This is a genomic window from Pseudomonas sp. AM8 (genome assembly GCF_036346475.1).
GTDB lineage: Bacteria > Pseudomonadota > Gammaproteobacteria > Pseudomonadales > Pseudomonadaceae > Aquipseudomonas > Aquipseudomonas marginalis.
This window is the reverse complement of the sequence record NZ_JAOTNX010000007.1, coordinates 325,950-349,111: the sequence shown is the minus strand read 5'-3', so window position 1 is coordinate 349,111 and position 23,162 is coordinate 325,950. Positions and strand designations below refer to the sequence as shown.

Sequence of the window (23,162 nt, the reverse complement as noted above, 5' to 3'; positions counted from 1 at the left end):
CAAAGGCTGGGCATTTTTTTGTGCGCGGTTCCCCATCAATTGTAAGTAATGGAAACGGTGACAGTGCTGTCCAGGGTACCCGCGGTAATTGGGGTGCCGGTTTTTCGGTACGACGCATTCATCGGTAACAACGCTCTTGCGCCGCTTGTGGCGATCTGGCGGGTGCGCTCGGCGACAGAACCATTGGCGGGAATGTAAGCGACGTTCCGGTGGGAAAGCGAGAGCGCCGTCCCGGCTGAGGTTCCGGTGTTGGCGAACAATGCGCCATTGCCGCTGGACGGAGTGCCCGCGAACAGAAAGAACACATTTTGAATGTCCGATTCGCACTCGGCGGTAATGTCGAAATTTGTCGTACCCACTTCTTCGGATGAATCAAAATCCGATACTTTGATCGAGGGCAGGGTGATGGTGCGGGTCACATCACCGGCGGCCAGGTTGCAGGTGCCGGCGTTGACCTGGCCGGTAAAGCGCAAGGTGCCCGTGGTTGCGGCCTGGACCGCGGTGGCGGCCAGGCTCGCGGTGATAGCCAGCAGCAGGGGCAGGGCTCGAATCCTCATTGCATACTCCTCAGGTTTTTAGTTATAGGTGATGTTGACGGTCGCGGTCGTTTCGAGCCTGCCTTGGCTGACCGTGCCGTTCTTGTGATAGGCCGCACCCAGCGGCAGCACCGCGCGACCGCCGGAGACCGGTACCGTGCGGGTGTTTTCGGTGCCGTTGGCGAGGATGTTCTGGATACCGCCGCCAATGCGCGAATACAGCCACAGGGCGACGCCACCGGCAGTGCCCGTATTGGCGAAGAGCCGATCATTGCCAGGTGCGGGGGTACCGGAAAAGCGGAAGGTCACGTTGGAAGCGTTGGTGCAGTTTGCGGTTAACTCGAAGTTGCGTGGGCCCGCGGTCGTTGCGTTGTTGAATGCGCCGACTTGCACTGGGTCGAGCGAGATCGTGCGGTTGACGTCGCCGGTTGCCAGGTCGCAGGTGGCGGCGGGCCTGACAAAGCGCACTGCGTTGCCGAGCCTCAGGGTAAAACTCTCCGGACGGTTATCCAGTCTCTTCACCCAAATGTTACCGGCAGGCACTGTCCCGTCTGTTACAGGCCCGGCTTTATAGAACCTCAACTCCGCGGCCATGAAGCTGGTGAGGGGGCCGCTGAATGTGCGTTGCTGGTTATGCATGCTGAAGAAAGGGTAAAGCGAGCCGGAATGTCGGATGCGCATGTGTACGCCCACGCCAGGAACCTCCGTCTCGTAGTACTTTGAGTGAGACCTTGCGTTGTAGCGCCCGGTAATCGTTAACAAGGTGGGGCCGCAATTCATGGTGTAAGAGGGTGCCGTACCAGTGAATTCCTTAATGACAATTTCAGACTCCACCGGGAGGCTGTCCGGTACGACGATTGTGGACGGAAGGGTGAGTGTGAATGTGTCGTTCTGATACCTGTCACACGCCGCTTGAGCCGCGATCGGCGAGCCAAGGACCAGCACTGTTGACATGAGTTGTATGGCGCGTTTCATCTTCAGTCCCGCAAAAGAAATAGGGCGGTTGCAGGCAAGCAGTGCACTGGGCGTGCTTGCCTGCGCCGGATCAACTGCTTGCATTGCGCTCGCTCGACGGTGGCATGTGCTGTGCTGTATCGAGCCGGCAGGTGCCCGCGTCGAGATTAAGCAACCGTTGGGTGCCGGCAATGTTCGACTGTGCGCCCAAGTCGTAATGCAACTGGCATGCGGCGCCGGCATGGGGGCCCCACTTGATCGTCAATGGTCCCTGTGTACGAGACACTCGAACAAAGGCTTGACCACCCTGCCCGACCACCCCGACGCTCGCGCCGTCCTCATCAAACACATCCGCACCAAACGGCAAGGAGCTGCCATCCTCGCGCAGTGCCGTGATCAACATGGCCTGGCCGCTGACCGTCTCGAACTTAAGCTTCACCACCGAACCGGCACGGGGCGCTACGTTCTGGGCGGCGGTCTTGAGTTCCACATCGACCGAAAGATCCTTCGGGTCCAGTTCCACGACGTTCTGGCGATAGGGGGTAAGGTGGGGCACCACGGCGTAGCCGCTGTTACCGACTTGCGCGCTGTGGTTACCGTTGATCCGCGCACCCTGGGCGTCGGGCGCCTGGACGATGCCGATGGTGTCGCCCAGCTCCGGGGCGAAGGTCACGCCGCCAGCGTGGGCAACGATGCCACCGGTCATTCCCAGCGATACCGAGCGATAGTCGCTGCTCTGCCCGTAACCGGCAGACAGCACGCCGTGACTGGCCTGGTATTTCATATCGGCACTCGCGGCGTTACCACTGCCTCGGGTTCGACTGGCACCAAGGCCGTAGCTGAATTCGCTGCGTTCGCCAAGGCTGCCGCCGACGTTCACGCGCTCTCCACTGTTTTGGTCGCCGTGATAGACCGTGGTGGTCAGGGTCGGCGAACGGGCGCCGCTGCCCAGGGGCAGGCTCAAGGTCAGATCCACCTGCTTGTCGACTCGGTCGCTCAACAGGTCACGGGTGCGCTGTGCACTGACGGTATAGTGAAGGCCCTTCCAGGTGCCGCTGTATCCCGCAGTAAAGGTCAGGTTGCCACTTGTGCGGTTCCAATAGTTTTGTGAAGAACCGGTCAAGTAAACCGAGCCGTTGCCCAGGCTCTGGTTGAGGCTTATATCCATTCTGTCGCGCAGGCGCGAGACGCTGTCGAGGCTGAGTCCGTCGATGGCAAGGTCGCGAACCCGTGCGGCATCGCCCACGCTCAGGAACCCTTTAGTGGAATAGCGGTAGGCCCCCAATGCGAAGTGAGTGCCGGTGTCTGCGAAATTCTTGCTGTAGCGCAGTTGCAGGCTTTGTCCCTCCCGCGAACCGTGCCCAGGTATATGGGCATTGGAGTGGGTCAAGTCAAACGACACCGCACCCAATGGCGTGTTGAGTGCCGTTCCCAATAATTGTGAGTTGTAGTCTTGGCCCACCACCGCGCCGGTATAGCCGGTCAGTAGATTGCTGAGGCCATGCTGGTAGGTCGCCTGCATCAGTGTGGGAGGGTGCCGAAGGCCAAGTTCATCGAGCTGGCCGATGCTCAGCGAATAGCGGTGGTGGCCGGGTCGCAGGAGGTTGGTGTTGGCCGCAAAGGGGACTATGAACTCCCGCTGACGGCCATCCGCCTCGGTGATCGTGACGGTCAGGTCGCCGCCATATCCGGTAGGGAATAAATCATTGAGTACAAACGGCCCGGGCGCCACCGACACCTCATCCAGCAGTACCCCGCGCTGGCGCACGGTCACCCGCGCGTTGGTCTCGGCAACGCCGCGCACCACGGGGGCAAAACCGGTCTGGGAATCAGGCAGCATCCGGTCATCGCTGAACAGGCTCGCACCCCGCAGGCGGACGCTGTCGAACAGCTCGCCCGGCGTGTAGATTTCGCCGACCATCAATTGAGACTGCAGCGAGCTCATTTCACGCTGAACGTAGGTGCTGCTGCTCTGGTAGCCAGAGCCCACCGATGATTGGCTGTAGCTGCCGTTGTGGCGCCAATGCCAGTCGCCCAGGTTGAGCCCGGTGTTCAGGCCCAGGTAGTTGGAGTTGAGCGACTGATGCCTGGTTTGGGTGGCAAAGGTGTTGGCGTTGTAACGCACGAAGGCTGCGTCGATGCCACTGTCCCAGTGTTTGGGATCGATATAGCCCCGAGCCTTGCGTGCGAGGTAAATCTGCGGGATCTGCAGGTCAAGGCGATTTTCACCAGAATCGAACCGGCTGCTGGCGCCTGGCAGGTAGCTGGCAATATCGGCGCATGCGGAAAATACGGCGTCGGTCGATTGCCTGTCGACCGCCTCCATGTCGATGCCGAACCTGAAGAGCGCGTCACGCTCAAGGCACATCTGCGCAGTGTCTTGTCCGTCCATCGCTTTGAACGATAGCGTCTCTCTGCCTATCCATTGGCCGTTGAGATAAACCTCCGCACGGTAGCTGCCGGGTAGCACGACGTTGCCTTGGTTGAACTTTGAAATGTCGACCTGCAAGCCCGCTGCCCCGCCGGGAAAAAAGGCCGGGTTGAATACAGAATGCGTGGCGTCTTGGGCCGCTGCAGTGTGGGCGCCACCCAACAGCAATAGACCTTGAGCTACAAGCGTCAACCTGAAAGGCGATATAAACCCGTTTTCGGGTCTGGCCGGTGTTTTCGAACTCATGGATACCGTTCCCGGGGAAAGTTGTGGTCCGAATTGCGACAAAGCGCGGCCCTGTCCTGACGAACAAGTACTGAACGGACGTGTTTGATTTGTGCTGCGGCGGGTCAATCAACCTCGAGAGGCAGGGACTGGACCCTGATGAACTCAGGGTGGGGCGATCATGGCGACACCTTGGCGCTGTGCTGGATCGTGAGCCCGAAGTCGTCGAGCGTCTGGAACTCCACGGTCATCTCGGCCGTACGCAACGACGCAAGCCCTGCAATCTGGAAGTGGTTGCGGCTATCGGGCGCCACCATATTGTCTCCGCTCGATGCGGCGGATTTGCGCGCATGGCGCTGCCCCTTCGCGACCACTTCGATCTTGTCGAAATTCACGTAATAGGGGGTCGGGTTATAGACCTCCAGTGACGGGCCGTGCTCGGTGGTTACGCTGCGCCACTGCAATTTGGCCGGCGCGGCTTCGGCCGCAAAGGGCAGGCTGGGCGGTCGGAGAAACACCTTGATCCTGGAGCGGAAGGCAAGTTGCAACTGGTTACCCTGGGCGGCATCTTCGGCCTGCGAAGGCACTTCGAGTAAGTTGAACCAGTACAGGCTTTCCTGCGCAGACGGCAGCGTTTCGCCGGTGTATGCCAAGCGCACGACGTGTTGCCGGCCTGGCTCGATACGAAAGATCGGCGGCGTAACGACAAAGGGGATTCCGCCGGCGTCCGGGGTGGAGTGCTCGTCACCCTTGTCCAGCCATGCCTGCATCAGGACGGGTACCTGATTCTTGCTTTCCAGCCTTACAGTGACTTCCTTGTCCTGTTGCGGATAGATGATCCGTGTGCTGCTGATCACAACGCTTGCCTGCGCCATGACGGGACAGATCAGTGCAAGCGTCAACAGGCTGAGTCTGGTTAGCCAATGTGAGATCAAAGTCGCGTTCATGCTGCGGGTTATCCTGCGGACGAAAGGGTGACAGCCGCTGTGTGCTGCACGCGGGCGCCAAAATCGCTGACGGAAACGAACTCGACCTTGGGGTTGCCGTTGGGACGAATACGCAACTGGGGCAATGCAAACAGTTTCATGTCTCCGGCCGGCAATAACAGACCGTCATTGGCCGCCTGGCTCGGCGCCTTGTTGAACCGTTTGCCTTCGCTCAGCAACGCGACCGAAGCCAGCGAAATATGGTAGGGCGTGGGGTTGGTCGCTTGCAGGGCGAACCCATGGTTATGGGGGACCAGTTTCCACTGCAGTTTGGCTGCCGCGCTGCTGACGGGGTATGGCAATCCTTGTGGGCGCAGGAAGACCCGCAAGCGAGTGCGAAACGACAATTCGATCTGGTTGTTTTGCGCGGCGTCGGCGGAAGTCGGCGGCACTTCGAATATGTTCAACCAGAACAGGCTTTCGCGATCAGTAGGCAACGGGGCGCCGGAATAACGCAGGCGCAATGCCTGTTGTTGGTGCGGTTCGATGCGAAACATCGGCGGTGAGAGGGTGAACGGAGTCCGCGCAGTCGCTGGTGTCGAGTTTCGGTCGCCCGTATCCAGCCAGGTCTGTACCAATGCCGGACGATCGGCTTTATTCTCCAGGCGCACAACGACCTCCTGCTGCTCAGCGGGGTAGATCACGCGTGTGCCATGGACAATGATGCCGGCATGGGCGTTGAGCGCGTGCAGCGACAGCAGCCCGAGGGCACAGGTGGCGAGAGCACGGCGGGCCATTCTTTTAATCATTTGAAGTCTCTTCGAGTCTGGGGGCGGACCCGCAACGCAGTTGCAGGTCCTGGGCTTCGAGGTCTGCGTGTGCAGACGTGTTATCCCTTACTCGGCGTATTCGACCAGGAAGCCGACGCGTGTTTTCACCGTGCCTTCGGTTGCGGCGCCGCTGGCGTACATTTGGGCTGCCAGCGGGATAATGGCCTGGTTATCGGCGATCACGACGCCCTCGGATTTTTCGGTGTAGACGTTGATCGGGGAGCCGTCGCGGTTAGTGACTTCGACCTGTACGTTCTTGGCATTGGTAGTGTCAGAAGGGTCGTCGTAGCCGTCGATGTTCAAGCGCCCGGTCGCCACGTCAATGGCCGGGCTGGTTGGGTCGAACGCCACCATGGCGGTGCGGCCGTTGGTGCAACTGCCTTCGCCGGGCCCGCCAATGCGAATGGTGAAACCGGTGAGGTTGGCGCGACTGCCAGCGGTTGCCAGGCGTGAAGCAGAGACGCCGCCCAGGTTGACGTCCTTGACCACTGCGCCTGTGCCAGGTGCGGCACCCTCGACGGTGCAGGTCACATCGGTCACCAACCCCGTGAAGTTGATGACCCCGTCGTTGGTGGCGAATGCGGGCCGTGATAACGCAGCCGTCAGGGCAAGAAGTGTTGCAGCGGTGGAGATAGCGGTAAATTTCATGATGATTCCGGTCGTGATTTTAATAAACGAGAGCCGCCACAGGTAAAAAGCAGCACCTGTAGTTCGTTTCGAACTAGTCTCTAATGGCGGTTATATAATTTTGCGTGCAGTGCCAGATGGCATCTATAGTGAAGTGGCGAGTTTTATCTCGTGATAGTTCGAAAAATAATCGGGTTAACTTAGGAATTGTCTGTAGTACTGGGAATCATCTGTAGGATGTTGCTGAAGGGGTAACGCTTATTGCCCCGCTATGTTGATCCCTTGATGGGGCAGGGTATACCGTGCTCGCAGCAGCGAATAATGTTGCGGTGTTGTATTTACTTATGCGGGTTTATTTATGCCTACTTCAATATCCACTACGTATACCGTCATGCTGCTAGATGACCATGCGATGCTTCGGCAGGGGATCGAGTTGGGGTTGAGCAACGAGGCCGACCTCCGTGTGGTCGGCTCTTTCGGGACGGCCAAGGAATTACTGGAAGCCCTTGCGCGGCGCCCGGCGGATGTGGTGGTAATGGACTTCATCCTGGCCCCTTCGGACAACGATGGCCTGAGTCTTATACAAGCGCTGAACCGGCGCTTCAGCCAGTGCCGGCCGTTGATTGTCTGTTCGCATTACACGCCCGCTACCGTATCACTGTCGCTGAAGGCTGGCTGTTGGGGAATCCTGGGTAAAACCCAGAACCTGACGGAGTTGATCACGGCTATTCGAACCGTCGCCCAAGGTCGAATTTATCTGCAGCCTTGCATGGTGCCTGCTTTGCAGGGCATGCAATCAATGCTGGAAGTCGTGAGTATGAAGTCGAAAATGGACTATGCAACGCCGTTGCGCTTGAACGCCTGTCTTACGCCTAAAGAACAGGAGGTGCTGCGATGTTTTCTGGATGGAATGTCGGTGAATTCGATTGCCGCAAAGTTTTCACGCAGTGCGAGTACGATCAGTACGCAGAAACAATCGGCTTATAGAAAATTGGGAATCAAGAATGACAGTGAGTTGTTCAAGTTTACCCAGCAATTCGGGGAGTTTGAATGATTCGGCTCAAATGTCAGCCGCAGGTTTTCGGATAATGCTTAAACATGATCGTCCAGATAGCGCAGCGCCAATCGCTCCGTGGCCTGCCGCGCCGCAGATAGCAGATGCGGCGCCACCAGCATCATGACCTGATACACCACCACCCGCACCTCGCCCTCACGGTCGAGAATGCGTTGGTAGTCCAGAGAAAACAGCAGGGTCATGGTGATCTGTTCCACCAATTGCCCAAGCGCCTGGGTATCGCTGACCAGTTGTCCATCCGCTTTGAGCCGGGCCAGCAAGGACGCGAGGGTGCGCTTGAGTGCGGTCAGCAGGTTGCGAATGCCCTTGGCCAGTTTCGGCAGGCGCCCCGCCAGGTTCGACAGGTCCTGGAACAAAAACCGGTATTGGGCCATGCGTTCGATGATCAGGTGCAGGAACAGCCAGTAATCCTGGGCCTGCAGTTGCGCGTCCGCCGGCGGGTCGAGCAGCGGCGCCAATTCGCCCTGGAAGCGCTCGAACAGCCCGAGCACCAGTGGCTCCTTGCCATGGAAGTGGTAGTAGAGGTTGCCGGGGCTGATCCCCATTTCATTGGCCACCTCCATGGTCGACACGTTCGGCTCGCCCTTCTGGTTGAACAACTGCAAGGCACATTCAAGGATACGGTCGCGGGTCTTCATCCAGTCTTCTTAATCTGATCGTTGAGCTCAGCGCACTCGCACGTAGGTGCCGGGCGCCGCTTCCATCGGTGGATAGTTCTGGTTGCCCAGGGCGGTGAGGGTTTCGCGCTGTACGCCCGAGCGCTGCTGGATCCACGCCAGCCACTGCGGCCACCAACTGCCCTCGACGTGGTTGGCGTCGTAGTACCAGGCACGCGGGTCGCTGCTCAGCTTGGGGTTTTCGACGTAGTTGGCCTTGGGGTTGCCCGGCGGGTTGAGGATGCTCTGGATATGCCCGCTGTTGGACAGCACGAAGCGCCGCTCGCCACCCAGCAATTGCGTGGAGCGATACACCGCGTCCCACGGCGTGATGTGGTCGTTGATCCCGGCCACGCTGAAGCTGTCCACCGTGACCTTCTGCAGGTCGATGGGCGTGCCGCACACTTCCAGGCCGCCGGGATGGCTCAGCGGGTTGTGCTTGAAGAAATCGAGCAGGTCGCCATGCAGTGCGGCGGGCAGGCGCGTGTTGTCGTTGTTCCAGTACAAAATGTCGAAGGCCGGCGGTTTCTTGCCCAGCAGGTAATTGTTGATCCAGTAGTTCCAGATCAGGTCGTTGGGGCGCATCCAGGCGAACACCTTGGCCATGTCGCGGCCGTCCAGCACTCCTTGCTGGTAGGAACGACGCTTGGCCGCCTCGAGGGTTTGCTCATCGGCGAACAGCATGGCGGGGCTGTCGATCTGGCTGTCCAGCAGGCTCACCAGGTAGCTGGCGCTGGAGATACGACGCAGCTGGCGCTTGGCTTGCAAGTGGCCTTGCAGGGCGGCGATGGTCAGGCCACCGGCGCAGGCGCCCATCAGGTTGACCTCGCGGGTGCCGGTGATGGCCCGACAGACATTGAGCGCTTCCTCCAGCGCCGCCACATAGGTGGACAGGCCCCATTCGCGGTGGCGTACATCCGGGTTGCGCCAGCTGACCATGAAGGTCTGCAGGCCGTTCTTGAGGGCGTACTGCACGAAGCTATTGGCCGGGCTCAGGTCGAAGATGTAGTACTTGTTGATTTGCGGCGGCACGATCAGCAGCGGCCTGGCGTACTGTTTTTCGCTCATGGGCTTGTATTGGATTAACTCCAGCAGCTCATTGCGAAATACCACCGAGCCTGGGGTGGTGGCCACGGTCTTGCCGACTTCAAAGGCCTGTTTGCTCACCTGGCGCGGCAGGCCGTTGTTGTGCAGCAGGTCGTCGAACAGGTTGCTCACGCCGCGCACCACACTGTTGCCGCCGGAGTTGAGCAGCTCCTTGACGGCCAGCGGGTTGAGCAGGGTGTTGGAGGGCGACACGGCGTCGTTGATCAAGGCGAAGGCAAAGTGTGCGCGGGCGCGGTCGTCGGCGCTCAGTGAGCTGTCATCGATCCACTGGCGGGTCTGCTTCTGCCAGCTCAAATAGGCTTGCAGGCTGCGTCGGTAGAACGGGTTGAGCGTCCAGGTCGGGTCGCTGAAGCGGCTGTCCCGTGGGTTGGGCTCGTGCACGGTCTCACCCAGCAGCACACGACCCAGTTGACTGCCCAGGGCCAGGGCGTGACGGGCGGTATGCACCGGGTTGCGCCAGCCGTGGGCGGCAACGCTGCGCAAGGTCGACAGCAAATCCCGACCGCGCAGGCCGGTGATCGCGTTTTGTGCGTTGATGAACGCGGCAGGGGTGGGCGCCGGGTTCGTCACGGGTCTTTCTCGCATGAGCCAACACTCCTTCGTCAAGCCATCAACAGGCACGCCAATTCAGAACCATAGTCGGTTCTCGGCAAGTTGCGCGGCGGTGTGCTCCTTACACCGCTGGTCGCGGGTGAATCACGGCCCGCATGCGCTCCTCCTCGAGAAACTTCATGATGATCGGCGCCACGGCTTCAGCCCGGGTGATCAGGAACAGGTGGCCGTCATCGATGATGTGCAACTGTGCGTTGGGAATGCGCCAGGCCAGCATGCGCATGTTGACCAGCGGGATCAGCGGGTCGTCGTCCCCGGCCAGCACCAGGGTGGGCTGGCGGATCTTGTGCAGCCAGTGGATGCTGGTCCAGCCCAACCCCGCGAACAGTTGCCAGTAGTAGCCCAGCTTGCCGGCCGAGCGCACTTTGCTCGCGTGCTCGGCGGCCAGTTTCGAATCGCGGCGGAACGAACCGCCATAAATCATCGGTGCAATGCGCACCACGTGGGACGGCTGGATATAACGCCGGGGGCTCGCCATCAGCCACAGCACCTTCGGCTTGCCCGGCACCATAAAGGCCCCGGCAGCGGTCGCCGCCAGGATCAGCTTCTTGCAGCGCTCCGGGTAGTCATAGGCAAACTGCTGCGCCAACGCGCCACCCCAGGACACGCCCACCGCATTCACCTGGCCATAGTCCAGGTAGTCCAGCATGCGTGCGGTGAGCTTGGCCAGGCCGGGAAATCGATAGGGTCGGTTGGGCGTCGAGGAACCACCCACGCCCGGCACATCGAAGGCGATCACTTCCAGGTCCGGGTCCAGGGCCTGGACGAACGGAAACACCAGCTCAAGGTTGGCGCCGATGCCGTTGAAGATCAGCAACGGCGTCAAGTGGGGCTTGCCCGGGCGTACCGCCGTGCGGATGGTCTGGCCATCCAGGTCGATGGTACGGAAGATGAACGGTTGCGGCATGGGGGAACCCTTCGATAGGTACTTCAATCCCTTGTAGGAGCGAGCTTGCTCGCGAAGGTCGTCAACGATAACGCGGGATAGCTGATGTCCCGTGTTGATCTTGAGCCTTTCGCGAGCAAGCTCGCTCCTACAGGACTAGCGTTCATGCACATAGGTACCCGGCGCCGCTTCGGCTGCGGCGTACGTCTTGTTGCCTAATACCGTCGGTGCCTTCTTCAGCTTGCCCGCACGTTCCGCTTGCCACACCTGCCAATGCAACCACCACGAATCAGTGTGCTTGGTCGCATTCTCCTGCCACTCCAGTGGCTTGCCCGCCAGGCTGTCGCTGGTCTGGTAGCGCGCCTTGGGGTTACCGGGCGGGTTGAGGATGCTCTGGATATGCCCGCTGCTCGACAGCACGAATTCCACTTTGCCACCAAACAGCTGTGCCGACTTGTAGCACGACTGCCAGGGGGTGATGTGGTCGTTGGTGCCGGCCAGTGAATAGATGTCGGCCGTGACCTGCTTGAGGTCGATCGGCGTGCCGCACACTTCCAGGGCATTGGCGCGCACGAGCGGGTTGTTTTTGAACAGTTCGATCAGGTCGCCATGGAACGCCGCCGGTAAGCGCGTGGTGTCGTTGTTCCAGAACAGGATGTCGAACACCGGCGGCTCATTGCCCAGCAGGTAGTTGTTCACCCAGTAGTTCCAGATCAGGTCGTTGGGACGCATCCAGGCAAACACCTTGGCCATGTCGCGGCCTTCCAGCACGCCGGCCTGGTAGGAGTGGCGCTTGGCCGCTTCCAGGGTCTGCTCATCCACGAACAGCGCCACCTGGGTGTCCAGGGTGGTGTCCAGCACACTCACCAGCAGGGTCAGGGCGTTGACCTTCTTCTCACCCAGCGCCGCGTAGTGGCCCAGCAGGGCGGTGCAGGTTATTCCGCCGGAGCAGGCGCCGAGCATGTTGATATCCTTGCTTCCGGTGATTGCCGTGACTACATCGACCGCTTCCTTGAGCGCCTCGATATAGGTCGACAGGCCCCATTCGCGCTGGGCCTTGGTCGGGTTGCGCCAACTGACGATAAAGGTCTGCTGCCCATTGCGCAGGCAGAAGCGCGCCAGGCTCTTTTCCGGGCTCAGGTCGAATACATAGAATTTGTTGATCTGCGGCGGTACCACCAGCAACGGGCGTTCGTGCACCTGTTCGGTGATCGGCTTGTACTGGATCAGCTCCAGCACGTCGTTGCGAAATACCACCGCCCCTTCGGTGATGCCCAGGGTCTTGCCCACTTCGAACGCGCCCATGTTGACCTGGCTCGGCATGCCGCCGTTGTGCACCATGTCCTTGGCCAGGTGCGACAGGCCGTCGAGCAGGCTCTTGCCGCCGGTTTCAAAGAAGCGTTTGACCGCCGCCGGGTTGGCCGCGCTGTTGGTAGGAGCCATGGCTTCGGTCATCAGGTTGATCACGAAGTGGCCGCGGCTGATGTCCTGGTCCGACAGGTTACTGTCGCCGATCCAGTCGTGCAGTTCCTTGCGCCACGCCAGGTAGGTTTGCAGGTAGCGTTTGTAGAGCGGGTTCTGGCTCCAGGCTGGGTCGTGAAAGCGACGGTCATCGCTTTCGGGTTGCAGCTGCGATTTGCCGAACATCACGTTCTTCAATTCAACGCCAAAGTGGGCGACGTGCTTGACGCTGTGCAACGGTTGCTTGATGGCTTGGGTCAGCACCATCTTGGCCGAGGCCAGTAAATCCTTTTTACGTAACGCGATGATCGGGTTAAGCCCCAGGGTGTTTTCCGAGGCCTGGCGTTTCAAGTCATCGTTGTTCTTGTTACTCATCTACGACGCTCCATTGTCCGAAAGACGAGTACCGGGTACCGCTGCGCACCAGGTTTCGATACACAACACAAGCCAGGTACTGCGACTCGGGTGACCGTTGATACCGCATCGTCAAATGCAGGGAACTTGCCAGTTCCATTGGTTACCCGAGTTTAATTTTTTTCGCAAGCGGGCCAATCGTTGGCCACGCGACAGGGCATTCAAGCAGATGAAATTAGAAAATGCCCTCTAAAGAGCAAGAAGCCTGGACTAGAGCATCAGCCGCACGACCGACTCGCTCGGATCGCGGGTTTTGCCGGCTGCCTTGAGCTCGGCAAGATAATCGGCCCACAACGCGTCCTGACGCACGGCCAATTGGTAGAGGTAGTCCCAGGTGAACAGTCCGCTGTCATGGCCATCGTCGAAGGTCAATTTCAGTGCGTACTGGCCGGCCGGTTCGATCTTGGTCAGGCGCACGTTGAGCTTGCCGAATTGCAGGATGGGTTTGCCGTGCCCCTGGACCTCGGCGGAAGGCGAATGCACCCGCAGCAGTTCGGCGGGCAACTGGTAGACCTCGTCGGGCCCATAGGTGAGGCCGAGGGTGTTGGAGGTTTTGTGCAAATTAACAGCGGTGGGGAATTTCGGCATTGGGGACACCTTGGGCTGCAAGCTACAAGCTGCGAGTTGAATGTGCTCAACTTGCGGCTTGTAGCTTACAGCTTGCGGCTTACAGAATGTACCGTGACAAGTCCTCGTTCTGCGCCAATTCACCGAGGTGGCTGTTGACGTAGTCGGCGTCGATCTTGATCGCTACGCCATTCTGCGCCCCGGCCATGTCGCCGGCGCTGAAGGACACTTCCTCAAGCAGGCGCTCAAGCAAGGTGTGCAGGCGGCGCGCACCGATGTTCTCGGTCTTCTCGTTGACCTGCCAGGCAATCTCCGCCAGGCGCTTGATGCCGTCCGGCAGGAACTCGATGCCCAGCCCTTCGGTTTTCAGCAGCTCACGGTACTGCTCGGTGAGCGACGCATGGGGTTCGCTGAGGATGCGCTCGAAGTCGCCGGGGGTCAGCGCCTTGAGCTCTACGCGAATCGGCAGGCGGCCTTGCAGCTCGGGCACCAGGTCGCTTGGCTTGCTCAGGTGGAACGCACCCGAAGCGATAAACAGGATGTGGTCGGTCTTGACCATGCCCAGCTTGGTATTGACGGTGCAGCCTTCGATCAGCGGCAGCAGGTCGCGCTGCACACCTTCGCGGGATACATCGACGCCGCCGGAGTTGCCGCGCTTGGCGACCTTGTCGATCTCGTCGATAAACACGATGCCATGCTGCTCAACGGCTTCCAGGGCCTTGGCCTTGAGCTCTTCGTCGTTGACCAGGCGTCCGGCTTCTTCATCGCGCACCAGCTTCAGCGCGTCCTTGACCTTGAGCTTGCGGCTTTTCTTCTTGCCCTTGCCCATGTTGGCGAACAGGTTCTGCAACTGGCTGGTCATTTCTTCCATGCCAGGCGGTGCGGAAATGTCGACGCCAGAGACTTCAGCGACTTCGATCTCGATTTCCTTGTCATCCAGCTGGCCTTCACGCAGGCGCTTGCGGAACAGCTGGCGGGTGTTGGAATCCGAGGCCGGTGCGGCGTCTTCGTTGAAGCCCATGCGCGCCGGTGGCAGCAGGGCGTCGAGGATGCGTTCTTCGGCGGCGTCTTCGGCGCGGTGGCTGACCTTGGTCATTTCCTGCTCGCGCAGCAGCTTCAGGGCAGCGTCGGCCAGATCACGAATGATCGACTCGACATCGCGGCCCACATAGCCGACTTCGGTGAACTTGGTCGCTTCGACCTTGATGAACGGCGCGTTGGCCAGCTTGGCCAGGCGTCGCGCGATCTCGGTTTTACCGACGCCGGTCGGGCCGATCATCAGGATGTTCTTCGGTGTTACTTCAACGCGCAATTCTTCGGGCAGTTGCATCCGGCGCCAGCGGTTACGCAGCGCGATGGCAACCGCGCGCTTGGCATCGTCCTGGCCGATGATATGGCGATTGAGTTCATGGACGATTTCGCGGGGAGTCATGGACATAGTGTTTGGCGGCCTCAAGCGGGAATAAGCCTACGGCTTACTCGGCGAGGTCCTGCTCCTCAATGGTGAAGTTGTGGTTGGTGAACACGCAGATGTCGCCGGCGATGCCCAGGGCAGTCTCGACGATTTCGCGGGCCGACAGGTCGGTTTTCTTCAACAGTGCGCTGGCTGCGGCTTGTGCATAACCACCGCCGGAGCCCATGGCGATCAGGCCATGTTCAGGCTCAACCACATCGCCGTTACCGGTGATGATCAGGGACGCATCTTTGTTGGCGACGGCCAGCATGGCTTCCAGGCGGCTGAGGGAGCGGTCGGTGCGCCATTCCTTGGCGAGTTCGACCGCGGCGCGTACGAGGTGGCCCTGGTGTTTTTCCAGCTGGCCTTCGAAACGCTCGAAGAGGGTGAAGGCGTCGGCGGTGGCACCGGCAAACCCGGCGAGGACCTGGCCGTGGTACAGGCGACGGACTTTCTTGGCGTTGCCTTTCATCACGGTATTGCCCAGGGAAACCTGGCCGTCGCCGCCCATGACGACTTTGCCGTGGCGACGTACTGAAACGATGGTGGTCAAGGGGAGAGTCTCCACGCAGCGGGGCGAAAATGCCCTGATGGAAACTCATATGGGGGTGGCGGGGGGGATTTCAACCGTGGGGGTTTAAGGCGGACGAGTGGTGTTTATCGGTCTGACACACATTTCAGGGCGCTGCAAAACCAAATGTGGGAGGGGGCTTGCTCCCGATGGCGGTAGATCAGTCAATATTTTCGGTGACTGATACACCGCCATCGGGGGCAAGCCCCCTCCCACATTTTGATCGGTGTTGAGTTTGAATCAGCGGCTCTGGCGCTGTTGTAACAACAGGTTGCTAAACCCGGCGCCGGCCAATTGCTTCTGCGCCACGGTCAGCTGTTCGCGGTTGCTGAACGGTCCCACCAGCACGCGATACCAGGTTGCGTCCTTCACCGTGCCGGACTCCACCGTCACCGTCTGGCCCAGCAGAATGATCTGCGCACGCACACGATCCGCATCCGCCTGCTTCGGGAACGAGCCCGCCTGCAGGAAGAACTTGGTCACCGGCGCGGCCTTGGTTTCGGCAACCGGTGGTGCTGGCGGCGGAGTAATCCCGGCCAACGCCGCCTGGGCCCGCGCCGTGTCGATTTTCGCCGCTTCCGCAGGGGTTACCGGGGTGGTCGGCACTTGCGGCGTCGGCAGGGTTTTCTCCGGCACGGCGTCAGGCGGCACGATGACTTCCGATTCCGGCAGCAGCGTATAGAAATCGTACTTCGGCTTTACCGGTGCCGTCGGGCTCGGCGCAGTCTTGTTGGCTTCAGCCATTTTCGTGGCCTTCTGCTGTTCCTGCTTGACCCGTTTGACGTCATCGCCCTGGCCTGGGTCCAGCTTCATCAGGAACACAATGAACGCGCCGACCGTAAGGCCGATCGCCATCCACAACCAACCCGGGATCGGCTTCTTCGCCGGGGCCTGGTAGCGGCTGGCGCCGCGCTTGGGTGCAGGTTTTTTCTTGGCAGCCAACTTACATACGCTCCAGAGTTTCCAGGCCCAACAGTTCCAGGCCTTGCTTGAGGGTCCGTCCAGCCAGTGCGGCGAGGCGCAGGCGACTTTGCTTCTGGGCTTCGTCGTCGGCGGTGAGGATCGGGCAGTTCTCGTAGAAGCTGGAGAACAACCCGGCGACTTCGTACAGGTAGGTGCACAGGATATGCGGCGTGCCTTTCTCGCCGACGCTGTTCAGCACTTCGCCGAACTGCGCGAGCTTGGCGGCCAGCTCCTGTTCATGGGGCGCGTCCAGCACGATCCGGCCTTCGACTTCGCTGAAGTCCTTGCCCAGCTTTCGGAACACACCGGCCACGCGGGTGTAGGCGTACAGCAGGTACGGCGCGGTGTTGCCCTCGAAGTTGAGCATCAGTTCGAAGTTGAAGCTGTAGTCGCTGGTGCGGTGCTTGGACAGGTCGGCGTATTTCACCGCGCCAATACCCACCACGCGGGCAATATTGCGCAGGTCGGCCTCCGCCAACTCCGGGTTCTTTTCCTTCACCAGGTTGTAGGCGCGGTCCTGGGCTTCGTTGAGCAGGTCGATCAGCTTGACGGTGCCGCCGTCGCGGGTCTTGAACGGGCGGCCATCGGCGCCGTTCATGGTGCCGAAGCCCATGTGCTCCATGTGCATCGGATGGGTGACGAAACCGGCGCGACGTGCCACTTCGAACACCTGCTGGAAGTGCAGGGCCTGGCGCTGGTCGACGAAATACAGCGCACGGTCGGCCTTGAGCACGCCACTACGGTAGCGCACGGCCGCGAGGTCGGTGGTGGCGTAGAGGTAGCCGCCATCGGCCTTGACGATGATCACCGGCAGCGGCTCGCCGTCGGCGGTCTTGAATTCTTCGAGGAACACGCACTGCGCGCCGTTGCTCTCCACCAACAGGCCCTTGGCCTTGAGGTCGTTGACCACGTTGATCAGGTCGTCGTTGTAGGCGCTTTCGCCCATTACATCGGCCATGGTCAGCTTGACGTTGAGCAGTTCGTAGATTTCCTGGCAGTGGGACAGCGAGATCTCGCGGAAGCGGCCCCACAGTTCCAGGCATTCCTTGTCGCCGGCTTGCAGCTTGACCACCAGGCCGCGCGCGCGGTCGGCGAACTCTTCGGATTCGTCGAAACGCTTCTTGGCGGCGCGGTAGAAGTTCTCCAGGTCCGACAGCTCGTTGCTGGTGATCGGGTTTTCCTGCAGGTAGGCCATCAGCATGCCGAACTGGGTGCCCCAGTCGCCCACGTGGTTCTGGCGGATCACGGTGTCGCCAAGAAACTCCAGTACCCGGGCCACGCCGTCGCCGATGATAGTCGAGCGCAGGTGACCGACATGCATCTCCTTGGCCAGGTTGGGCGCCGACAGGTCGATGGCCACGCGCTGAGCCGGGCCGGCCTTGCGCACGCCGATCCTGGCGTCGGCCAGTGCCGCATCCAGGCGTGAAGCCAGGGCCTGGGTGTTCTGGAAGAAGTTGATAAAGCCCGGGCCGGCGATTTCGGCCTTGGTAACGCTCTCGTCGGCAGGCAGCGCGGCGATGATTTTTTCCGCCAGGTCGCGCGGTTTCATGCCGGCCGGCTTGGACAGCATCATCGCGATGTTGCTGGCGAAGTCGCCGTGGGTCTTGTCGCGGGTGTTTTCCACCTGGATCGCCGGCGTCAGGCCTTCAGGCAACACACCTTCGTTGACGAGTTGGGTGAGGGCTTGTTGGATCAGCTGGCGAATGGTGTCTTTCATGGTGTTCTCTTTCGACCGCAAGCGGCGGCGCGCGATGCGCAGGTGGAAAAACTGGGCATTATCCGTGGCGAGGGCGGGCTTGCCAACCTTCGCGGGACCTATGGCCAGGCTTAATACAAATCTACCGGGTCTACATCCAACGACCATCGCACCTGGCGGCCACTGGGCATTTGCTCCAGCGCAAGTAACCAGCTACTTAATAGCCGATGCAACGTTGCGCGGGACGTGGCCTGCAAGAGTAGCTGGGCACGATAACGCCCGGCACGACGCTCCATGGGCGCGGGTACCGGTCCGAGCAGTTCGATGCCGCTCAGCCCCAGCTCGCCGAGCAAGCGTTCGGCGGCGCTGCAGGCTTCATCCAGAAAACCCTCGGCCTGCCCTGGTTTATGGGCTTCGGCGCGCAACAGCGCCAGGTGCGCAAAGGGCGGCAGGCCGGCGGAGCGACGTTCGCTCAGCGCCTGTTCGGCGAAGGCAAAGTAGCCTTGTTCGGTCAGTTGAATCAGCAGCGGATGGTCGGCCAGGTGGGTCTGGATAATCACCTTGCCCGGCTCTTCGGCACGCCCGGCGCGGCCGGCGACCTGCACGATCAACTGCGCCATGCGCTCGCTGGCGCGGAAGTCGCCGGAGAACAGGCCGCCGTCGGCATCCAGGATCGACACCAGGGTCACCCGTGGGAAGTGGTGCCCTTTGGCGAGCATCTGTGTACCCACGAGGATGCACGGCTGGCCCTTCTGGATGGTGGCGAACAGTTGGTTCATCGCGTCCTTGCGCGAGGTGCTGTCGCGGTCGACCCGCAAAACCGGGTAGTCCGGGAACAGAATCCCCAGGCGCTCCTCGGCGCGCTCGGTGCCTGCACCCACCGGGCGCAGGTCGACCTTGCCGCACTGCGGGCAATGGCGCGGTACACGTTCCACATGGCCGCAATGGTGGCAACGTAGTTCGCCATGGCGCTGGTGCACGGTCATGCGCGCATCGCAACGCTCGCACTCGGACATCCAGCCGCAGTCATGGCACAGCAGCGTCGGTGCAAAGCCTCGGCGGTTGAGAAACACCAAGACCTGCTGGCCGGCCGCCAGGGTCTGGCCGATGGCTTGTTGCATCGGCCCGGAAATGCCGCTGTCCAGCGGCCGGCTTTTTACGTCCAGGCGCAGGAAACGGGGTTGCTTGGCGCCGCCGGCGCGCTCGTTCAGGCGCAGCAGCCCGTAACGACCGGTGTAGGCATTGTGCAGGCTTTCCAGGGAGGGTGTGGCCGAGCCCAGCACAATCGGGATGTCTTCCTGGCGCGCGCGCACCAGCGCCAGGTCGCGGGCGTGGTAGCGCAGGCCTTCCTGTTGCTTATAGGAGCCGTCGTGTTCCTCGTCGATGATGATCAGCCCGGGGTTTTTCATCGGCGTGAACAGCGCCGAGCGGGTGCCGATAATAATGTCCGCTTCGCCATCCCGCGCCGCCAGCCACGACTCCAGGCGCTCACGGTCATTGACCGCCGAGTGCACCAGGGCGATGCGCGCATTGAAACGCTGTTCGAAGCGCGCCAGGGTCTGCGGGCCCAAGTTGATCTCGGGGATCAGCACCAGTGCCTGTTTGCCGGCCTGCAGGGTTTCGCGGATCAGCTGCAAATAGACTTCGGTCTTGCCGCTGCCGGTGACGCCCGCCAGCAGGAACGCATGGAAGCTGTCGAAACCTGCGCGAATCGCTTCATAGGCGGCGCGTTGTTCAGGGTTCAGCGGCAGTTCGGGCTGGGCCAGCCAGTGTTCGTGGCGCGGGTCGGGGGCGTGCCTGCGGATTTCCACCTGCACCAAGCCCTTGGCCAGCAACAGGTCGAGGCTGTCCTTGCTCAGCATCAGCTTGCTCAATAGCTGATGGGCGACGCCATGGGGGTGCTGGGCCAGGGTTGCCAGGGCTTCACGCTGGCGCGGGGCGCGGGCGATGCGTGGGTCGTCGAGGCGTGCGCCGGGCACCGTCGACCAGAAGCGTTCCTGGCGCGTTTCGGCCAGTTCACCCTGGCGCAACAGCACCGGCAGTGCCCAGCTCAACGTGTCACCGAGGCTGTGCTGGTAATACTGGGCGGTCCACAGGCACAGCTTGAACAGCGCGGGCGGCAACGGCGGCGTGGCATCGAGCATGGCGATGGCCGGCTTGAGCTTCTCGGCCGGCACTTCACTGTGGTCGGCGACTTCCACCAGGATGCCGATCATCTCTCGACGGCCAAACGGCACGCGCACGCGCATGCCCGGCTGCAACTGCGCACGCAGCACACCGGCCGGGGCCCGGTAGTCGAACAGGCGGCGCAGGGGCGAGGGCAGGGCTAGGCGCAAAATGGCGTCGGGCACGCGAGAGGTCTCATCTATAAAGGCAGGCGGTGGCGCAGGGGCGCGAGCCTAGCAGACCGGGGGAGGCTTGGGGTAGCCGCCAGTTTTCTGATGAAAGGTGCTTTTATGTTGACGCGCGATGGGTGTCGCCGCTTGCGCGTTTAAAAAGGTCTGGTAGAATCCGCGGCCTAATTACGTGCGGTATTCGACAATAGTGTCGAGTGGCGGCACGCTAGCCCGAGGAAGTCACCATGAAAGCCGATATCCATCCAGCGTACGAAACCATCGAAGTGACCTGCAGCTGCGGCAACAAGTTCGAAACTCGCTCGAACCTGTGCAAGCCACTGGGTACTGACGTATGCAACGAGTGCCACCCGTTCTACACCGGTAAGCAGAAAACTCTGGACACCGGCGGCCGTGTACAGCGCTTCGCAGATCGCTTTGGTGCTTTCGGCAAGAAGCCTGCTGCTACTCCAGCAGAGTAAGGCTCAAAAGCCTTATGGGCTTTTGCCAGCTGTTGAAAAAGGCGTCCCTTGCGGGCGCCTTTTTTGTGCCTGTAATTTGGGTGACGGCCGTGCAGGCCGAGGTATTCTGCCCGGCGCCGACGGCCCTGGCCCGCGTGGAAGTGCAGCGGGTGGTGGATGGCGACACGGTGCGCCTCAAGGATGGCCGCAGTGTGCGGATGATCGGTATCAATGCCCCGGAAACAGGCAAGAAGGGGCGCGCCGACGAGCCTTTCGCGGTCGCCGCGCGTCAACGCCTGCAGGCATTGGTGGGTGCCAGCGGTGGTCGTGTCGGCCTGGTGCCGGGGCGTGAGCGCAAGGATCATTACGGTCGCACCCTGGCCCACCTCTATGGTGCCGACGGCGAGAACCTGGAGGCGCAACTGTTGGCCGAGGGCCTGGGGTTCCAGGTTGGCGTGGCGCCGAATGTCGATCTCGTCGCCTGTCAGCAGGCGGCTGAAAACAGCGCCCGTAGCGCGCGCCTGGGCCTGTGGCGCCAATCGCCGATACAGTCTGTGGCGCAGCTCAAGCGCTCCGGGTTTGCCGTGGTCAGTGGCCGGGTCAGCCAGGTAAAGCGCAATCGCGGCGGTATCTGGATTGAAATGCAGGGATCATTGGTATTACGTGTCTCGCCTGCTCTGGTCAGTCAATTCGACGCTGTCGGGCTCAATGGTCTGCAAGGCCGCACTGTTGAGGCGCGGGGCTGGGTACAGGATCGCTCGCGACGTGGCGGGCTGAAAAAAGGTCAGGCGCGCTGGCTTCTGCCGTTGACCGATCCAAGCATGCTCAAATCGACGCACTGAGAAAAAATTGTAGACATTTTTTAAGTCGATTGTGAACAGTTGAGCCCTTGTATCCTGTGGCTCTTGGCCGAAAGTCTTAGTGCAGGGCCCTTGACACCTGTGACTGCCCAGTCTTGTAGGGACTTTACGACACGAGTATCCTCGGCGGTCCGTCGACCAACAGTAAAAGCGGAATGCCGATATGTCTGATTTGAAAACTGCCGCTCTCGAATATCATGCCCATCCTCGTCCAGGAAAGCTGAGTGTAGAGCTCACCAAAGCCACCGCCACCGCCCGCGATCTGTCGCTGGCCTACAGCCCTGGCGTGGCCGAGCCCGTACGTGAAATCGCCCGCGACCCCGAACTGGCGTACAAGTACACCGGCAAAGGCAACCTGGTTGCAGTGATTTCCGATGGCACCGCGATTCTCGGCCTGGGTAACCTCGGCCCACTGGCCTCCAAGCCAGTCATGGAAGGTAAGGGCGTGCTGTTCAAGCGCTTCGCCGGCATCGACGTTTTCGATATCGAAGTCGATTCCGAGAGCCCGCAGGCTTTCATCGACACGGTCAAGCGCATCTCCATCACCTTCGGTGGCATCAACCTGGAAGACATCAAGGCACCTGAGTGCTTCGAGATCGAAAAGGCCCTGATCGAGCAGTGCGACATTCCGGTATTCCACGATGACCAGCACGGCACCGCGATCGTCACCGCGGCCGGCATGATCAACGCCCTGGAAATCGCCGGCAAGACCCTGGCTGACGCCAAGATCGTCTGCCTGGGCGCCGGCGCTGCGGCCATCTCCTGCATGAAGCTGATCGTCAGCATGGGCGCCAAGCTGGAAAACATCTATATGGTCGACAGCAAGGGCGTGATCCAGTCCGAGCGTACCGACCTGAACCAGTACAAGGCGATGTTTGCCCACCCGTCCTCCAAGCGTACCCTGGCTGACGCCCTGAACGGTGCCGACGTGTTCGTCGGCCTGTCCGGCCCGAACCTGCTGAGCGCTGAAGGCCTGAAGTCCATGGCGGCCAACCCGATCGTGTTCGCCTGCTCCAACCCTGATCCGGAAATCGCCCCGGAACTGGCCCACGCCACCCGCGACGACGTGATCATGGCCACCGGTCGTTCGGACTACCCGAACCAGGTCAACAACGTATTGGGCTTCCCGTTCATCTTCCGTGGTGCCCTGGACGTTCGCGCCAAGCGCATCAACGAAGAGATGAAAGTGGCTGCCGCCAACGCCCTGCGTGAACTGGCCAAGCTGCCGGTGCCTCAGGATGTGTGCGACGCCTACGGTGGCGCCAAGCTGGAATTCGGTCGTGAGTACATCATCCCGAAACCAATGGATAAGCGCCTGATCACCCTGATCTCCGATGCCGTGGCCAAGGCCGCGATCGAGACCGGTGTGGCCACCCTGCCGTATCCGAAAAACTACCCGCTGCAAAGCGTGGATGATGTGTTCAACGGCTAAGCCGTAGACCCATAAAAAAACCCGGCTCAGAACGCCGGGTTTTTTTATGGGGAAGTTTCAAGCTGCAAGCGGCAAGTTCAAGAGCG

Annotated in this window: 20 protein-coding genes; 4 read left to right on the top strand and 16 right to left on the bottom strand. The window is 61.0% G+C overall.

The window, feature by feature from the left end; all coding sequences use genetic code 11:
* Window positions 1-35: 35 nt before the first annotated feature.
* The 6 genes from V3W40_RS18960 to V3W40_RS18935 form a co-directional block, all read right to left on the bottom strand.
* Window positions 36-557, bottom strand: coding sequence for a fimbrial protein (locus V3W40_RS18960; protein WP_092358745.1), 522 nt, complete (start codon window positions 555-557; stop codon window positions 36-38).
* A gap of 18 nt (window positions 558-575) precedes the next feature.
* Window positions 576-1,595, bottom strand: coding sequence for a fimbrial protein (locus V3W40_RS18955; RefSeq protein ID WP_330215493.1), 1,020 nt, complete (start codon window positions 1,593-1,595; stop codon window positions 576-578).
* Window positions 1,582-4,167, bottom strand: coding sequence for a fimbria/pilus outer membrane usher protein (locus tag V3W40_RS18950; RefSeq protein ID WP_330215492.1), 2,586 nt, complete (start codon window positions 4,165-4,167; stop codon window positions 1,582-1,584). The genes V3W40_RS18955 and V3W40_RS18950 overlap by 14 nt, the downstream gene beginning before the upstream one ends.
* A gap of 158 nt (window positions 4,168-4,325) precedes the next feature.
* Window positions 4,326-5,093, bottom strand: coding sequence for a fimbrial biogenesis chaperone (locus tag V3W40_RS18945; RefSeq protein WP_098480519.1), 768 nt, complete (start codon window positions 5,091-5,093; stop codon window positions 4,326-4,328).
* 8 nt (window positions 5,094-5,101) lie between these two features.
* Window positions 5,102-5,869 carry a fimbrial biogenesis chaperone gene (locus V3W40_RS18940; RefSeq protein ID WP_330215491.1) on the bottom strand — a complete coding sequence of 256 codons (768 nt, stop codon included), beginning with the start codon at window positions 5,867-5,869 and terminating at the stop codon, window positions 5,102-5,104.
* Window positions 5,870-5,968: 99 nt separating this feature from the next.
* Window positions 5,969-6,550, bottom strand: coding sequence for a fimbrial protein (locus V3W40_RS18935; protein WP_065925847.1), 582 nt, complete (start codon window positions 6,548-6,550; stop codon window positions 5,969-5,971).
* 370 nt (window positions 6,551-6,920) lie between these two features.
* Between V3W40_RS18935 and V3W40_RS18930 the strand changes: the two genes are divergently transcribed.
* Window positions 6,921-7,583: a response regulator transcription factor gene (locus V3W40_RS18930; RefSeq protein WP_330215490.1), complete on the top strand. Its 663-nt coding sequence runs from the start codon at window positions 6,921-6,923 to the stop codon at window positions 7,581-7,583.
* 38 nt (window positions 7,584-7,621) lie between these two features.
* On the opposite strand, the gene V3W40_RS18925 is transcribed toward V3W40_RS18930, so the two are convergent.
* From V3W40_RS18925 to V3W40_RS18880, 10 genes are all read right to left on the bottom strand, one after another.
* Window positions 7,622-8,242, bottom strand: a complete 621-nt coding sequence (locus V3W40_RS18925) for a TetR/AcrR family transcriptional regulator (protein WP_330215489.1) — start codon at window positions 8,240-8,242, stop codon at window positions 7,622-7,624.
* Between the two features lie 27 nt (window positions 8,243-8,269).
* Entirely contained in the window at window positions 8,270-9,952 is a 1,683-nt protein-coding gene (gene phaC / locus V3W40_RS18920; protein ID WP_330215488.1) for a class II poly(R)-hydroxyalkanoic acid synthase, read from the bottom strand.
* 88 nt (window positions 9,953-10,040) lie between these two features.
* Window positions 10,041-10,886: a poly(3-hydroxyalkanoate) depolymerase gene (phaZ, locus tag V3W40_RS18915; RefSeq protein WP_027605018.1), complete on the bottom strand. Its 846-nt coding sequence runs from the start codon at window positions 10,884-10,886 to the stop codon at window positions 10,041-10,043.
* 135 nt (window positions 10,887-11,021) lie between these two features.
* Window positions 11,022-12,701, bottom strand: coding sequence for a class II poly(R)-hydroxyalkanoic acid synthase (gene phaC / locus V3W40_RS18910; RefSeq protein ID WP_065925717.1), 1,680 nt, complete (start codon window positions 12,699-12,701; stop codon window positions 11,022-11,024).
* A gap of 249 nt (window positions 12,702-12,950) precedes the next feature.
* Window positions 12,951-13,328: a gamma-butyrobetaine hydroxylase-like domain-containing protein gene (locus V3W40_RS18905; RefSeq protein ID WP_065925716.1), complete on the bottom strand. Its 378-nt coding sequence runs from the start codon at window positions 13,326-13,328 to the stop codon at window positions 12,951-12,953.
* 79 nt (window positions 13,329-13,407) lie between these two features.
* The gene (gene hslU, locus V3W40_RS18900; protein WP_027605015.1) at window positions 13,408-14,745 is read right to left on the bottom strand and encodes an ATP-dependent protease ATPase subunit HslU; all 1,338 of its coding nucleotides are present in this window, start codon (window positions 14,743-14,745) and stop codon (window positions 13,408-13,410) included.
* Window positions 14,746-14,782: 37 nt separating this feature from the next.
* Complete coding sequence (gene hslV, locus V3W40_RS18895) at window positions 14,783-15,313, bottom strand: ATP-dependent protease subunit HslV (RefSeq protein ID WP_010563201.1); 531 nt, start codon at window positions 15,311-15,313, stop codon at window positions 14,783-14,785.
* 258 nt (window positions 15,314-15,571) lie between these two features.
* Window positions 15,572-16,273, bottom strand: coding sequence for an SPOR domain-containing protein (locus V3W40_RS18890; RefSeq protein WP_027605014.1), 702 nt, complete (start codon window positions 16,271-16,273; stop codon window positions 15,572-15,574).
* A gap of 1 nt (window position 16,274) precedes the next feature.
* Window positions 16,275-18,011: an arginine--tRNA ligase gene (argS, locus tag V3W40_RS18885; RefSeq protein WP_027605013.1), complete on the bottom strand. Its 1,737-nt coding sequence runs from the start codon at window positions 18,009-18,011 to the stop codon at window positions 16,275-16,277.
* A 110-nt stretch (window positions 18,012-18,121) separates the two neighbouring features.
* Window positions 18,122-20,341, bottom strand: coding sequence for a primosomal protein N' (locus V3W40_RS18880; RefSeq protein ID WP_315871246.1), 2,220 nt, complete (start codon window positions 20,339-20,341; stop codon window positions 18,122-18,124).
* 230 nt (window positions 20,342-20,571) lie between these two features.
* On the opposite strand from V3W40_RS18880, the gene rpmE reads away from it, so the two are divergent.
* The 3 genes from rpmE (at window position 20,572) to V3W40_RS18865 (ending at window position 23,076) form a co-directional block, all read left to right on the top strand.
* Window positions 20,572-20,805 carry a 50S ribosomal protein L31 gene (gene rpmE, locus V3W40_RS18875; protein ID WP_005784030.1) on the top strand — a complete coding sequence of 78 codons (234 nt, stop codon included), beginning with the start codon at window positions 20,572-20,574 and terminating at the stop codon, window positions 20,803-20,805.
* Between the two features lie 14 nt (window positions 20,806-20,819).
* A complete protein-coding gene (locus V3W40_RS18870) occupies window positions 20,820-21,626 on the top strand; it encodes a thermonuclease family protein (RefSeq protein ID WP_315871247.1) in 807 nt (268 codons plus the stop codon).
* Window positions 21,627-21,807: 181 nt separating this feature from the next.
* Complete coding sequence (locus V3W40_RS18865) at window positions 21,808-23,076, top strand: malic enzyme-like NAD(P)-binding protein (RefSeq protein ID WP_027605010.1); 1,269 nt, start codon at window positions 21,808-21,810, stop codon at window positions 23,074-23,076.
* Window positions 23,077-23,162: the final 86 nt, after the last annotated feature.

Coding starts and splice junctions, on each gene's coding strand:
- V3W40_RS18960 (WP_092358745.1), bottom strand. CDS start 557: ATGAGGATTCGAGCCCTGCCCCTGCTGCTGGCTATCACCGCGAGCCTG.
- V3W40_RS18955 (WP_330215493.1), bottom strand. CDS start 1,595: ATGCAAGCAGTTGATCCGGCGCAGGCAAGCACGCCCAGTGCACTGCTT.
- V3W40_RS18950 (WP_330215492.1), bottom strand. CDS start 4,167: ATGAGTTCGAAAACACCGGCCAGACCCGAAAACGGGTTTATATCGCCT.
- V3W40_RS18945 (WP_098480519.1), bottom strand. CDS start 5,093: ATGAACGCGACTTTGATCTCACATTGGCTAACCAGACTCAGCCTGTTG.
- V3W40_RS18940 (WP_330215491.1), bottom strand. CDS start 5,869: ATGGCCCGCCGTGCTCTCGCCACCTGTGCCCTCGGGCTGCTGTCGCTG.
- V3W40_RS18935 (WP_065925847.1), bottom strand. CDS start 6,550: ATGAAATTTACCGCTATCTCCACCGCTGCAACACTTCTTGCCCTGACG.
- V3W40_RS18930 (WP_330215490.1), top strand. CDS start 6,921: ATGCTGCTAGATGACCATGCGATGCTTCGGCAGGGGATCGAGTTGGGG.
- V3W40_RS18925 (WP_330215489.1), bottom strand. CDS start 8,242: ATGAAGACCCGCGACCGTATCCTTGAATGTGCCTTGCAGTTGTTCAAC.
- phaC (WP_330215488.1), bottom strand. CDS start 9,952: ATGCGAGAAAGACCCGTGACGAACCCGGCGCCCACCCCTGCCGCGTTC.
- phaZ (WP_027605018.1), bottom strand. CDS start 10,886: ATGCCGCAACCGTTCATCTTCCGTACCATCGACCTGGATGGCCAGACC.
- phaC (WP_065925717.1), bottom strand. CDS start 12,701: ATGAGTAACAAGAACAACGATGACTTGAAACGCCAGGCCTCGGAAAAC.
- V3W40_RS18905 (WP_065925716.1), bottom strand. CDS start 13,328: ATGCCGAAATTCCCCACCGCTGTTAATTTGCACAAAACCTCCAACACC.
- hslU (WP_027605015.1), bottom strand. CDS start 14,745: ATGTCCATGACTCCCCGCGAAATCGTCCATGAACTCAATCGCCATATC.
- argS (WP_027605013.1), bottom strand. CDS start 18,011: ATGAAAGACACCATTCGCCAGCTGATCCAACAAGCCCTCACCCAACTC.
- rpmE (WP_005784030.1), top strand. CDS start 20,572: ATGAAAGCCGATATCCATCCAGCGTACGAAACCATCGAAGTGACCTGC.
- V3W40_RS18870 (WP_315871247.1), top strand. CDS start 20,820: ATGGGCTTTTGCCAGCTGTTGAAAAAGGCGTCCCTTGCGGGCGCCTTT.
- V3W40_RS18865 (WP_027605010.1), top strand. CDS start 21,808: ATGTCTGATTTGAAAACTGCCGCTCTCGAATATCATGCCCATCCTCGT.